A 13,099-nucleotide genomic window follows, 5' to 3' on the forward strand; every position below is an offset into this window, starting at 1 on the left:
CATGGCGAGGACGCTACGAGCCGATGCGGCCAGATCCTGGCCGCATTGACCCGTAGATTGTCGCTATGTCCGACCCCACCGCGCGGGCCCTGCGCCTGCTCTCGCTCCTGCAGACCCACCGGTCCTGGTCCGGGCGTGAGCTCCGGGAGCGGCTGGGGATCAGTGCGCGCACGCTGCGCCGCGACGTCGAGCGCCTGCGTGAGCTCGGCTACGAGGTCAGCGCCCGGCCCGGGCTCGACGGTGGGTACCGGCTCGAGGCGGGCAGCCGACTGCCCCCGCTCCTCCTCGACGACGACGAGGCCGTCGCCATCGCCGTCGGCCTGCGCGTCGCGGCCGTCCAGGGGCTGGGGGAGCACACCGCGCTGAGCGCTCTCGTCAAGCTCGAGCAGATGCTCGCCCCGCACCTGCGCCGGCGGGTGGCCGCGCTCCAGGAGTACGCGGTGCCGGCGGGTGGGCGGGGGAGGGCGGTGGACCCCGACGTCGTCGCCGAGCTGGCGCTCGCGTGCCGCGACCACGAGCGGGTCCGCTTCTCCTACGTCACCGGCCGGGACGTCGAGAGCTCGCGGCACGTCGAGCCGCACACGCTCGTGTCCAACGGGCCGCGGTGGTACCTCGTGTGCTGGGACCTCGAGCGCGAGGACTGGCGCACCTTCCGGCTCGACCGCCTCTCGCGGCTGCTGCGCACCGGAGTGCGGACCGCGCCGCGCGAGCTCCCCGTGGACGACCCCTCCGAGCTGATCCTGGCGACCGACACGGACAGCCAGACCTACCCGCTCGAGGCGGTGGTCCACCTCGACCTCACCCTGGAGGAGATGCGTACGCACTTCGGGGTCTGGTCCACCGGGGCCACGCCGAACGAGGCGGGAGGGACGGACTGGCCGGTGGCAGGTGGCTCGCTCGCCGACCTCGTCTACGGGCCGGCGTGGATCCCGCCCGACGTCACGTGGACCGTGAGCGGGACGGAGGAGACGGTGCGCGCCCTCGCCGCCTTCGGCAGGCGGCTCACCGCGGCGACCGAGGGCGCCGATAAATGAGTGGCGCCCCTGCGAGGGCCCCTGGCAGGGTTCTCGTCATGGCCAACCGACTGCTCGCGTAGCAGGCCTCGTCGCCGCTGGGATCCCGACGACGAGGTCGCGCGATCCCTGCCCGGGCACCGGGCCATGCCGTCGTCCCCTCCGGGGGACTCCACCACGAGAAGAGTCAGGGGTAAGTCATGTCGTCCCTCATGCTCGGCGACATGTCCGCCAGCGCCATGGGAATGCCGCTCGCGGACTATGTCCACCTCCAGCGCCGTCCGGCCACCCGCGTCCTGCGGGCCCGCCGGGGACGCTGGGCGGGAGTCGGGCCGCGCGCGGTCGTGCGCAACGCGTCACTGCCACGCGTATGACCGCCCGCGCCCCGGGCCCGGCACGCTACGGCGTGCCGGGCCCTTCCCATGTCTGCGCGATGACTCCGCGGCCAGGACGCGGTCAGTAGTCACCCACCCCGACCGAGGAGGACCGATGCCGACGACGACCTTCGACCCCCGCTTCAGCGCCCCGGACGCCGACGCGCTGCCCTGGGAGCGCACGCTCGAGACGCTGCGCGACGCCGAGCTCTACTGGTTCACCTCGGTGCGCCGCGACGGCCGGCCTCACGTCACCCCGGTGGTCGGCGTGTGGCACGGGGACGGGCTGTGCGTGGTGACCGGCGCGCAGGAGCAGAAGGCTCGCAACCTCGAGCACACCGGGGCGGTCGCGGTGACCACGGGCCGCAACGACTGGGCGCGGGGCACCGACGTCGTCATCGAGGGCCGGGCCGCTCGCGTGCGCGAGGCGCTCACCGCCGTCGCGGAGGCCTTCCTCGCCAAGTACGGGGAGGCGTGGCGCTTCGAGGCCGACGGAGAGGGCTTCGCTTCACCCGGTGGCCCCGCGTGGGTCCTCCGCGTGCGCCCGGAACGGGTGCTCGCCTTCGCCAAGGACCCCCACGGACAGACGACCTACCGCTTCACGCCGTAGCGCTCCACGAGCCCGGACCCGAGGCGCGCGAGCTCTCGCCTGACGGTCTCAGGTTCGATGACCTCGACCGCGGCGCCCCAGCCGGCGAGCTGCTCGGCGGTCGAGAGGCTCAGGTGTGCCATCCCACGGACTTCAACCCGTTCTACCTCGACATGCTCACCGCGGGGGGCCAGATCGCGCACGCGCTGGACTTCCCCCACGCCGATGGCCCGGGGCAATGGCTGCAGGCGCGAACAGCGGTCGCGTGTATCCAGACAAGTCGAGAACAGCCAGAAGTGCTCGATTCAAAAAGCCTGTGGCGCAGCTTCCCCTACGGCGGACCCCCATAGGGCACACCACCGGACAGGTCTTGCGGGATCGCTACCGGGCAGGTCTGCGCGAGACGGGGCACGGGGTCACCTTTGGGGCGTGCGGCGCGAGGTTCTGTCCCGTTGACGGTTGCTCTTGCGGGACGACTCCGGACAGGATCCGAAACGTGCGATCATGCCGATGTGCTGGGCTACTGCTCCTGAGTCACCTGGCCATAGTTGGGGAGCTTGTCCTTGAGGTAGGTCCGGATTCCAGCGGCCGTCGGCTGGGCGAGAGCGGTGAACTCAAAGACGTGGGCCTCTCGCCGGATCGCGCGCCTGATCGCCTCGTTGGTGTCATTCAACGCCGACGTCACGGAGCACGGCTTGAACGGGCTCACGACGAAATCCGGACGCACGCCCAGGAACCCGTCGGCCCGGGTGTTGTAGCCGGGCAGAAGTTCCTTCAGCGCGGTCTCGTAGGCCCCAGCCCGGGGCTGACCGGCGCCCCAGAACGGGGAGAGGTCCCGCGCCGAGGCAGGCCATGTGTCTACCATCGCTTGGAGGCCCGCCGTGTACTGCGCCCGCGCCGGCGGCTTCGTGCCCGGCCCCTGGAAGGTCTTCAGGGCGTTGAGGAGGCCGCTGACCGCGGCCCAGTGCTCCGCCGGCCTGGGGTCGCCACCGGCGTCGAGGAGGCTGCGGACGAAGGGCTGGCCCAGGGTCACGACCCGGAGCACCCACTCGGACTCAAGGAGGGTGCGTTCACGGCCGTCCATCTCCGCGGGCGCCCACCCCTCCTCGAAGAGGTGCGCGGACATCCACTCGTGCTCGATCTCGGTCCGCTTGACGTCTGCGAAGCCCTGCACGCCGACGTCCGCCGCCCGGTGAGTGTTGGCGAGCGCGATGAGCGTGATGACGTTCCGCTTTGCCGGGCGACCGGTCCGGCTCCTCGACGCCTTGTCCACCGCCATGAACGAGTCGGGGAAGGTGGACTCGCCCTCCAGCGCCCGCTTGAGCTCCTCGCGGTCGTCGTTCGTCCCCTGGTCGATGCTGGACCAGTAGGTCACGGGGTTCAGCCGGTTCGTGTTGACCCGGATGATTGTCTCCTTGGTGGGGGCGTCGGGCAGCCGCAGCGGCACGATCTCCATCAGGTGCTTCTGCTGGAGGTCGACCTGCTCCTGAAGGGCCAGGAGGAACAGGTCATCGTTGCTGAGCAGCACGAGCATCGAGCCCTTGAGGTCGCCCCTCATGTGCTCCACCAAGCGCTGGGCGGCGAGCCTGTTGAGGCCCTCACTGTCGTTCAAGGACATGAATTCGACGTCGGTCATTTCGACGAGCCCCTGGCGGAAGTAGCCGCGCTCCGCGTTGTCGGCGAGGAGGACACAGGCCCTGTCCGCCTGGCCGGCGAGGACGCGGCCAGCGTCGGCCACCCACGAGGTCTTGTTCTCGATCTCCTCCAGGACGGTCTTGGCGGTCTTCTCCTTAATGAGGTCGAGGTTGAGGCGCTTGCCATCCCGCCCGACGACGCGGTGCCACATGTTGTTCTCATCAGCGTGCGCGTTGCCGGGGCGCGAGATCTGGAAGTCTTCGACCAACTTCTTCGTCAGCAGCGTCTTTCCGGCGCCCTGCGGCCCGTAGATCGCCAGAATGCTCGTCTCACCGCGGTTCGACAGGGGCTCCCAGCGCTGCCTAAGCTCCTCTGCGATCGGCTCCCAAGGGTCGAGGAAGACCCGGTAGCTCTGGAAGTCGCCCAACATCTCGGCTCGGACTGGAAACCTGATCCCGGGATAGCTCGTAGTCACAAAGCATGTTCCCATGCACGCAGACAAACCGTGCCCACTCGGCTCCGGAGGGGCCGCCTTGTCGCAGCCGCTCATTCACGCGCCGGGTCGCTCCGCGAGCCGATCCCGCACCTCCAGAGCGACCCAGCGACCGATCCTCCCCGGCGAGCGTCCCGGTGAGGACGCGTAGACCGATGCCCGCCGTGGACTCCAGTGTCACCCGAACCAGTCGGGGTGCAGCGGAAGGCTTCCCCTCGCCGCTGCACCCCGACCTCGGACCGCTACTTGACGCGCAACTCGATACGAGTGCCCTCGCTGATGAGTGTCGCGTAGTCGGTCAACTCTGGATCGGAAATCGACCCTCCGACCCGAGCCCACTCGCGCCGGAGCACCGGCTTGACCTCGGAGACGTGCCGACCCTTGTACCGGCGCAAGAGCGAGTCGAACATCTGCTGATAGTCAGAGGCGATGTCCTGGACGGCTCCCTCCGCCATCTTCTTCAGCTCCCGCTCCCACTTACCGGAGTCGAATCTGAAACCCGAGGCCATGGTCACACCCGCTGACTGATCGTCGTGCTGGGGTGGCGCTGGGCCGTGGACTCCTTGACGAACCGTCCGGTGATGGTGGAGCGGTGGACGGTCGTCTTGTTTGACGTGCCCCGGCCGATCCTCTCGGTCGACGTGGTCCGAGGGCTTCGACGCGCGGTCGAACCCTTCACAAAGCGCCCCGTGCGGGCGCTCCTACTTGCGGTGCGTGCCATGGGGCTCGCCCCCGTCCTGGGCCGTCGCCCATTTGCGAGCACTGCGCACGAAGCGGCTAGAGTCGGGGTCCTAGTTCGGCAACTAGACGCCAGGCCCTGAGCGCTCCACCCCGAGTGTTCGGGGCTTCGGTGCTCTTGGTAGGAAGTCTAGTTGCCGCTAATGACACGGCTGTAGTCCTGCTGTGGACTGCGTCGCCCGGTGGTCTGCGGCAGTCTCCGCCACCCCATGGGGAAACTTGCCTCGGCGAAGCGCACATGGCTCAGGCGGTCGGTGGTGACGTCCCCGCTGAGGATCCTCCTTCGGGACACTCGGGTTGCGCGGCTATAGCCGCACATGGGGCTCCTTGCGTCCTCGACTTCATCGGCGTCGGCGTCGGCGTCGGCGTCGGCCGAAACCTAACCCTGGGGTGCCCGTCCCCCCGGTCCGCCGCCGCAATACGCCATCACCACCCTGCTCAAAGGGCTATTCATCCCAGGTAGTCGTACAGCTGCTCTGAAGCCACCCACAGGAGGAGGCCAAGGAGTTGTGTAACTAGCAAGAAGGCAGGGAGGCCCACTGTGAGCATCGGGCGCGGCCGCCACGGCGGTTTCCGAACTGCACGACGCGAAGACCGCCTCTCGTCGTGCGCTGCGCCGACATCGTGGCGCGCTGCCACGACATCGCGTCCCGTATCGCCTGAGCTCGCCCAGGTGCGGATATTGCTCGCGATTCGCTCGTAACGAGCGCTCGGTCGAAAACCCTGGAAATTTGAAGAACCGTACGCCCCGGAAGTGCAGCGATAACCTGACCGCGTAGTGATAGTGACGCCGTTATGGCTTGTGACCTCGAGTATGTCGCCTCGCTGGAACGTGACGATCGAAATCCCGTTGATGACGAGCATCGTCGCGCGGTCGACGGATACTCGCATGGTCACTACGCTGACCAGCATCCAGAGCGCAACGCCAAGGAACGCCATGCGTCCGACGTAGCTGGCATAGGAGAGCTGCCAATTAACTGGCGTTACCGAAACGGCGATGGTGGTGATCAATCCACTGCACAACCCGGACACAACAATAGGAAGTCGTGGGGGTCCAATCAGGTACCGCCGCTCACTCCCGGCCGACCCATGGGCGCTGGCCGCCGAGTCTGGAAGTCGCCTCACCGTCGGTCCCTGTCCTTCCTCAATGAACGTTCGGGGCTTGCCCTAAGTCGCCGCCTCCAGCGGCTCAGCCTCAATGAGTGCCGACGCTACATGCAGGCCAGCTGCCGATCCGTTGCCGTCGCAGGAGCGAAGGGGGCCACATCGGCGCTGGGAGTCTTGACGGGCGCGAGGTTGCTCGGGGCGAGCCTCTGTGCTCGTTCGACCGTCCCGATAGACGAACCAGTCGCGCTCCGGCCGCAGGGCTCGCCAGTCCCGAGCCGCCTGCACGGTGCCGCGCGGGTTCCGCTTACGGAGCGCTTCGGCGCTGGTCGTGCAAGCCGCTGACGGGGCGCGAGTAACAATCTGGTGTCAGCGCGCTGACTCGACTCCTGACGGGCACGAAGGCTGACAGTCTGGCTGGATGAAGATCAGTGCCATATCGCCGTGGCTGGCGCTGGCCGTGGCAGCGATCGGGCTTACTGCGTGCGCCTCATCGACGACACCTCCAGAGGCGGACACCGATTCGCCAGCGGCCTCCTATGTGAGGACAAGCGACTGGGGAGAGGGCGATGCCGCGCTCCTCGAGGGCACAGTGACACTCGAGAACAGCTGTCTCACGGTGGTCGATGATGCAGGCCAGATCATCGTGCCCGTCTTTCCGACCGATTTCGCTTGGGACGCGGATGCCGGTGAGATTACTGGATTCGGCCATACGTTCTCCGTAGGCGAGCCTGCATCAATGGGAGGCGGTTACCACGACGCGCCTCCTTCGAGCGCTGAGTACATTCCGAGCGGCTGTGAAGGTGGTGCCCAGTACTTCATGGTGTATTCGGCGTGAGTGCCGGCGCTCAGCACGAAGCGGGTTCAGCCTCTGCGGACCAGATCAGTTGCGTCGGGCGCACCGCAACGCTCGCCCTCCTACGGGACAGGCGCGCAATGACCCCGCTGTCGTCCTGCATCCGGTGGAGGATCGTCACCTGGATCGAAAGGACCTACCACCGCCGTCGACGACAGGACGCCCTCGGCCGGTTGACCCCCATCGAGTACGAGACCATCATGACCACGCCAGCCACCCAGGCTGCGTGACCCAACCTGTCACCTATCCGTGCAGCAGACCCCTGTGCTGAGCGCGCAGTCCTCAGGCCGAGTACACCATGAAGTACTGATCACCTTCGCAGCCACTCGGAATGTGCTCAGCGCTCGACGAAGGCGGCCTCTGGTGGTATCCGCCGACCAGGGAAACAGAGTCGCCCGCAGAGAACGTATGGCCGAATCCGGAGAGTTCGCCAGCTTCGTCATCCCAGCTGAAGTCGGTTGGGAAGACTGGCACGATGACCTGGTCAGCGTCATCGATCACTGTGAGGCAGCCGTTCTCTAATGCGACGGTGCCCTCGAGAAGTGCGGTGTCACCCTCGCCCCAGCGGCTCGTTCTCACATAGGAGGACGCTGGCGACTCTGGGTCCGCCTCTGGAGGCGTGGCAAACGAAGAGCACCCAGTGAGCGCGATGGCCGCCGCGGCCAGCGTCAACCACGATGCTTGGGCACTCCACGCGACGGTCCGCATGCTGCCAGCCTGCCATCCTCCACTCCCCGTCGGAGTCGAGTCGGACCGCGGACGCCATATTGTTACCCGCTCTTCTTCTGGCGCTTTGCTGGACCGCGCTGAAAGCGCTTCGTAGGACGAACCGGCCGCGGGTCACGCCGAGCTCGCCGTCCTCCTCGACGTGGAGATTAGCCTCGTCCCGCAGGGGATCCCTCAGCGGGCCGTGAGCCCGCTTCGCGAGATGGCCGGACATCGCTTGCCTCTCACTGCTCGCTGACGGTGTCGTCGGGTTGCGTCGCGGAGTAAGCGGTGGCGGAGTACGCCCGCGCAACTGACCGTGCGAACTGCAATACGGCGGGTACGTGTACGGGCGTTAGCCAGCCTGGGGCGTTTCGAGCGAGTTTCTGACCGGGAGTGAAGCCGAACATCTCATCTGCGCTTCGCCTAAACTGATCGGTGGTCAGTTCCGGGATCGGGTAGCCACTGTTGAGACCTGCATAGGCACTAAACGGAACCATGATCCTGCCGTCCGCGTAAAGGACGATGACCGTCCTGATGCCGCTGGTCGAGGGGCCCGGCGCCTCTAGCACGACGTGGTTCGGCTCGAAGCGACGTCGGTACCCGTCCGCGGCCCAAACCTCGAGCAACTGTTCGACGGCGGAGCGAACCTGCGGAGCATCCGCTACTGCTTTCCAGAACTGCGGTTCCTTCAGTTCTCCAGTCGTCTGCTTGCCTTGCTCGACGACCGTGGTGAAGGCGTTCGGCTCGACCACGGCTGTGAACAGTGGCGCCCAGGGGCTGTCCCCGATGCGCACCGCCCTCGCCTCAACTAACCAGACCGCGATACCGCGATCCTTGTCATACTCCGCCAGGTCATTGAGGTACTGAGCTACTGCACGGAACTCGTCTCGATGTTGCTCGGCGACCACAATGAGCCCGCGGGCGCGTCTGGCAACGGCGTAGGCCAGCCCGCGTGTGAGGTGATCGTGATCGGCCCTCCCGTACTGATTCTCAATGACAAACTCTGTGCCGTCTGCGCCACTCGCTACGATGTCGATCCGCCGGGACCCAGCGGTGGGCACCTCATACTGGCCGGCAGCCGCGAGATCGACGTCTATCGTCTCGCCGATAAGGTCGAGCTGCTCGGCGAGCAACGGTGTGAAGTCGGCCGCCTCGCCTCGCCAGGCCTGGGACAACTTGCCGTACGTGAGGCGAGCCATGCCGCCATGAATGCCCATAGACCCCACCTTGCCAGTGTCGTGTGCGCCGCCGCATGTGCGCTCAACGACGAGTTCCGGATCCTGGGCGCCTGAAGTCGGGATCGAAGGCGGGGACCAAGGACGCCAAGTGAGCGGGAAGCTGAGCAGCGGTGTGGTCGTCCGTGAACGAGTATCGTGCCGCTGCGGCCCACCTCGGATCCTTCCGACAGCGCTCGTCGAGATCATCCCAGATGTCTCGACGGTCGAGGAGACCGACGAGCCACCCGAGACCAACGTCCTCGGTCACCTCATCGTCTCCACTGTCCAGCTCGAGGATCACATCGAGAAGACGAAGCGGGTCGGGACTGTAGGCGAGGTAGTCCTCGACCTCCTGCCAAGTGTCCCGGGCGCCCCACTCGTCAGGGTGGTGCGCTCCAGCGCGTAGGTCGCTGACATAGGCGGAGGCCAACTCGCTGACCCGATCGTCGGTCAGCCTGCTGGGTCGCTCGTCGATGTCCTCGCTCATCGCACCGTCATGATCCACGCTGGCACGGTATCGGCCTGGAAGGGGAAGCGGAGTCTCGAGCAGAGGTCCGTCGACAGGAAGATGTCGTAGAGCCGATCCCACCGTGGGATCCGCGCGCGGGACGCCGATCTAGGCGCGCTCGGCCGGCACGTGCCTCTCGAGGGATATCGGCGCGACTATGGTGCTGCGACAGTCCGGCCGCTCACCGCAATCGCACGACTCGATCAGGTTTGCGGCGAGCCGCTAGCCATCTAGTCCCGAGGTCACCCATGATTTCGCTTCCGGTGTCACCGAAGTGCCATGATCGGCGGATCCTGCCAGTGAAGGTTGTCCATTCGTCCTGTAGGACCGGTCGGGCGAGCTGGTCCTCGATCCAGGCGTGGACCGCTGACGCGACGGGTCCAGGCTGAGGCTCAGGAGCAAGATGCAACAGGTCGACCCCACTATCGAGCACCCATTCGAAGGTCTCCCAGCCGCCGAGGACCTCAACCTCGTCATCGGAGAAGACCACTCCCACCTGAAGATAAGGGTCGCCTGGAGCCGCGCGGAGCTCGGGGATTCGCACGGATAGCACTAGTGGCCAGCCTTCGGGTGTCGACGCCGTGGTGTCTTCTCGTCGTGCGCCCTGCAACCCGGTTGCGGCACAGATCCCGCGCAGGGCAATGAGCGTCGCCTCCTCCAGGCGGCCCGCCGCCTGACCCGGAAACCACGTATCCCTCATGCACACATCTCACCACGAGGCCTACGCCTCAAGCATTTATGTCGCCGCAAATCGGAGGGAGACACGCGCCGATGGGGGATCCTTCGCTGAGACAGTCCCTCGGCCCGGACTCACCCCTGCTGGCGGCCACCAATAGGGTCCTGTGAGCATGGAGCTATCCGCGAGCGAGGAGGCACCCTGTCGCCAGCAACGACGAGCCACTCAGCGGCGGATCGACGAGGTGAGGCGACGGCTCAACGCCTGGGCCTCGGCTGGGAGCCATGCCCCGGCCGAGCAGCCGGACGACGAGTGGGACTGCCTACTCGGGCCCGTCGTCAACCTCCTCGGACACCACAGGCCAGCGGACGAGATTGCGGCGCGCATCAGCGCCGAGTTGCGTGACCACTATGGGCTGGAGCCCGGCGGTGACGACGTCCACTTCGCATCCGAGCTCCGCGCTTGGTGGGACGCGGATGTGAAGCCTCGGCGCTGACGATACGTACAACGCGTGCCAGCGACGCACTATGCGCCTCGTCGACTGCCGAGCAAGGTGCGTGACTCGCGCTCGATTGAAGGATCCCCCGCGGGACATGTCCCTCCGCATCTCGCTGGCGTGCGTCGCGCCGTCGATTCGGGTTCGGCTTGCGGGACGGTCGGCGCCCATGGCCTCGATCCAGTGTCGCCCTTGCTCGCGCAGACGCTAACCAGTCGGTGTCCAGTTCCCCCGGCTCTCGATCTGAGGAGTTCTCACGAAGATGCCGCTGCGAGTTCGCGCTGCGCCAGGCCTTCCCACCGGCCGCTGTAAAGTCGGTCGCATGCGGAAGACGAGGCTCAATGTGACGACCTGTCGAACGTCGAGCCCAGCAAGGACGCGGACGTTCTCAGGAATGAGCGCAACTTATAGTTCCATCTCGAGGAAGTGCGCGTGACAAGGGTAAGCAGAAGTGGGCGTGACGAGAGAACTAAGGTCGTCAGGAACGGGAGCAATTATGTCTCCGGTTTCGTGCTCATACTGATGAGTGCTTGCCTTTTCATCCTTGCCGACCCATGGATGATGCGCATCTACGAGGACCTCCCGCCTGACGAGCGCATGACCGTGCTCGAGTGCGCCCTGGCTACGGCCGGCCTTTGTCTGCTCGCCACAGTAGGCGCGGCCCTCATCAGGGTACGTATCGAAATTAAGGCTGCCACGTGGGTGCGCGTCGTGAACCCCTTCTGCACGTGGACATTCCACACCGCGAACGTCTTGGACATCGATGAGCGCATCATCCCGAGTCTGTCCCTTATCACCGGAGAGCGCATCTACCTGGTCGCGGCGGAGCGGTCCGCAGCTATGCGGCTTGGCGGCAAACAGGTCGCTGGCGTGCAAGCGGTCAAGGGCTCGGACGTGCGAGACAGCCGGGACCGGTCGTCCGCAGTCACGAAGGATCGCCGCGGCACGGCGGTGTACGCGGTCCCATGGCTTGCGGGCGCCATCCTCTCCCTCGTCGGCCTCCACCTCCTGCCTTGACCTACTCAGCCGCAGATCGCGCTCGTGTCCGTCGACGATGTTGAACCCTCCTGCCACAGGTCCGCTGCGCGAAGGCTGCGCCCCTTCGCGACTCTTGCTCGATCCTGCTGCCGGTTACCGTGCCGGTGAGGCGTCCGTGGCGGGATCCCCTGCGGAACGTCATCGCCCCCGTTCCCGAGCCGCTGCACGGCGCCGCGCGGGTCCCAGACCGGGATTACCTGCGACTGGCGCACGCCGTCGCCGACAGCTGGCGAACGGGCGCCGCGGGGAGGCGGTTCGTCGCTCGAGGAGCGATGAATGCAGGAGGTGCACCGCTCATCTACCCGTAAGCCGATATGGGTATGGAAACAAGGATGAGAGTGACCTCTACGGGGAAGCTGGATGTCCATCGCCACGCGCCCTGGTGATGTCCTCGACCGGCGAGCAACGCACACGCCAGGTGATAGATGACAGCCAAGGGAATGAGGGTGTAGAGGTACGCCCATGGATAGCCCTCGTCGAGCCCCGATACACCGACAGTGTGTCCGACGCCGGCGGCTACGAGCTGGAAGCCGAGAGTGACGACGAAGGCAAACATCCACGGCCCCACCAGCAACAGGTGATGGATCCGAACTGGATCTGCCATCCGCCTACCTCGCCAGAAGTCTAGGAACGGCTCTAAGTCGTACTCGTAGATGCCGACTCGTCGACGCAGCAGCCAGACTGCTGCAAGCTCGATGAATGGAACTCTGAACCACACATGACGGACAGCACTGAACGTCTGAGCCAGCCCGCGGGATCGGTCGCCGCGAGGTGCGGCATGCCTGCCGGGCTCACCCACTTGACCACTCCCAACGTTGCGAAGACGTGCTGCCCCGACACTCGCCGTAGTCATCGGCCATAGCGCAGAACCCGTGACGCACGGTACCGCCCAGATTCGTCGCTTCTCGATGAGTCCCAAGCTCGAGCGCCGTCTGCAGTTCGGACCTGATGCGAGCGGAGCCTGCTCATGCCGTGGAGGGATCTCGCCGCGGGATGGCACGCTATGCCTCTCGGAACGCGTGTAAACGCATGGAAGGAGGCGGCGAACCGTCAACACAAGCGGTCGTACAGGACAGTGAGGACGCGGTCGAAGTCGGCTCGGCGGTCGCCTATGAGGGCGCGGACGCCCGGTCGCGCCAGGTGGCCGCGCGCGGCGGCGAAGGCCTTGTCATCGTCGGGCCGCCAGCTACCCGCCTTGCGGCTGGCCCAGCCCGCGATCGTCGCCTGCAACTCCTGGAGGCCCGCCCACGCGTCGGCCTGACTATCTTGGGCGTCACTATCGGCTATCGGTGAGTTGACTGCTGCGACACGACTCAGGAGAGCCTGCAGCTCGCCTGCTTCGAAGTCTCGGTGCTGCTGGCGCATGCCTCATCCTTGCACCGAGGAACAGCTTCGCCGCAGGCCCAGCGGAACAGCGCCGGCTCTGCCGTAGGGGGACACCGGGCCGCGCTGCGTTGCACTAGACCACGGACGCCGTCACGGCTGGTGGCGTAGAGCCGCGATAGAGGATCCGCACGAGGGACTCCGGCAGCGCGCGCCGTGCTCGGATGGTCGCCCGCATCGAGGAGGACTTCCTCGACCTGTTCGTCGTGTACTCCAGCGACCTCGGGCTCCTGTCCGAGGAGTACGACCCCGGCAGTGGGTGCCTGGTCGG

General features: G+C 66.5%; 13 protein-coding genes and 1 pseudogene. 5 read left to right on the forward strand and 9 right to left on the reverse strand.

Annotation, left to right across the window (positions count from 1 at the left end; translation table 11 throughout):
• The first annotated feature begins 65 nt into the window (after nt 1-65).
• On the forward strand, nt 66-1,034 hold the full coding sequence (locus tag GD632_RS13945) for a helix-turn-helix transcriptional regulator (RefSeq protein ID WP_152192821.1): 969 nt from the start codon (nt 66-68) through the stop codon (nt 1,032-1,034).
• A gap of 468 nt (nt 1,035-1,502) precedes the next feature.
• Complete coding sequence (locus GD632_RS13950; RefSeq protein WP_152192822.1) at nt 1,503-1,997, forward strand: pyridoxamine 5'-phosphate oxidase family protein; 495 nt, start codon at nt 1,503-1,505, stop codon at nt 1,995-1,997.
• On the opposite strand, the gene GD632_RS13955 is transcribed toward GD632_RS13950, so the two are convergent.
• The 4 genes from GD632_RS13955 to GD632_RS13975 all read right to left on the reverse strand — a co-directional run bounded on the left by GD632_RS13955 (nt 1,979) and on the right by GD632_RS13975 (nt 5,853).
• Entirely contained in the window at nt 1,979-2,119 is a 141-nt protein-coding gene (locus GD632_RS13955) for a WCX domain-containing protein (protein WP_193311491.1), read from the reverse strand. The genes GD632_RS13950 and GD632_RS13955 overlap by 19 nt on opposite strands.
• A gap of 377 nt (nt 2,120-2,496) precedes the next feature.
• The gene (locus GD632_RS13960; RefSeq protein WP_152192823.1) at nt 2,497-4,086 is read right to left on the reverse strand and encodes a P-loop NTPase family protein; all 1,590 of its coding nucleotides are present in this window, start codon (nt 4,084-4,086) and stop codon (nt 2,497-2,499) included.
• Between the two features lie 260 nt (nt 4,087-4,346).
• The gene (locus GD632_RS13965; protein WP_152192838.1) at nt 4,347-4,613 is read right to left on the reverse strand and encodes a hypothetical protein; all 267 of its coding nucleotides are present in this window, start codon (nt 4,611-4,613) and stop codon (nt 4,347-4,349) included.
• 679 nt (nt 4,614-5,292) lie between these two features.
• Nucleotides 5,293-5,853 (reverse strand): hypothetical protein, encoded by a 561-nt coding sequence (locus tag GD632_RS13975; RefSeq protein WP_152192825.1) that lies wholly within the window; start codon nt 5,851-5,853, stop codon nt 5,293-5,295.
• A gap of 514 nt (nt 5,854-6,367) precedes the next feature.
• Here GD632_RS13975 and GD632_RS13980 point away from each other — a divergent pair.
• Nucleotides 6,368-6,784 carry a hypothetical protein gene (locus GD632_RS13980; protein ID WP_152192826.1) on the forward strand — a complete coding sequence of 139 codons (417 nt, stop codon included), beginning with the start codon at nt 6,368-6,370 and terminating at the stop codon, nt 6,782-6,784.
• Between the two features lie 119 nt (nt 6,785-6,903).
• A pseudogene (locus GD632_RS16285) lies at nt 6,904-7,032 on the forward strand (IS3 family transposase); the annotation flags it as partial.
• Between the two features lie 52 nt (nt 7,033-7,084).
• Here GD632_RS16285 and GD632_RS13985 read toward each other — a convergent pair.
• From GD632_RS13985 to GD632_RS13995, 3 genes are all read right to left on the reverse strand, one after another.
• Nucleotides 7,085-7,381: a hypothetical protein gene (locus tag GD632_RS13985; RefSeq protein WP_152192827.1), complete on the reverse strand. Its 297-nt coding sequence runs from the start codon at nt 7,379-7,381 to the stop codon at nt 7,085-7,087.
• A 371-nt stretch (nt 7,382-7,752) separates the two neighbouring features.
• Nucleotides 7,753-8,727 carry a PDDEXK family nuclease gene (locus GD632_RS13990; RefSeq protein ID WP_152192828.1) on the reverse strand — a complete coding sequence of 325 codons (975 nt, stop codon included), beginning with the start codon at nt 8,725-8,727 and terminating at the stop codon, nt 7,753-7,755.
• Nucleotides 8,728-8,770: 43 nt separating this feature from the next.
• Nucleotides 8,771-9,214 carry a hypothetical protein gene (locus GD632_RS13995; protein WP_152192829.1) on the reverse strand — a complete coding sequence of 148 codons (444 nt, stop codon included), beginning with the start codon at nt 9,212-9,214 and terminating at the stop codon, nt 8,771-8,773.
• 1,754 nt (nt 9,215-10,968) lie between these two features.
• Between GD632_RS13995 and GD632_RS14000 the strand changes: the two genes are divergently transcribed.
• Nucleotides 10,969-11,424, forward strand: coding sequence for a hypothetical protein (locus GD632_RS14000; protein ID WP_152192830.1), 456 nt, complete (start codon nt 10,969-10,971; stop codon nt 11,422-11,424).
• A gap of 319 nt (nt 11,425-11,743) precedes the next feature.
• Here GD632_RS14000 and GD632_RS14005 read toward each other — a convergent pair whose 3' ends face one another.
• Together GD632_RS14005 and GD632_RS14010 are read right to left on the reverse strand one after the other, a co-directional pair.
• Nucleotides 11,744-12,244, reverse strand: a complete 501-nt coding sequence (locus tag GD632_RS14005; protein ID WP_152192831.1) for a hypothetical protein — start codon at nt 12,242-12,244, stop codon at nt 11,744-11,746.
• A gap of 251 nt (nt 12,245-12,495) precedes the next feature.
• On the reverse strand, nt 12,496-12,810 hold the full coding sequence (locus tag GD632_RS14010; protein WP_152192832.1) for a hypothetical protein: 315 nt from the start codon (nt 12,808-12,810) through the stop codon (nt 12,496-12,498).
• Nucleotides 12,811-13,099 lie beyond the last annotated feature (289 nt).

Source organism: Georgenia satyanarayanai (assembly GCF_009193135.1).
In the GTDB taxonomy this organism is placed as follows: Bacteria; Actinomycetota; Actinomycetes; order Actinomycetales; family Actinomycetaceae; genus Oceanitalea; species Oceanitalea satyanarayanai.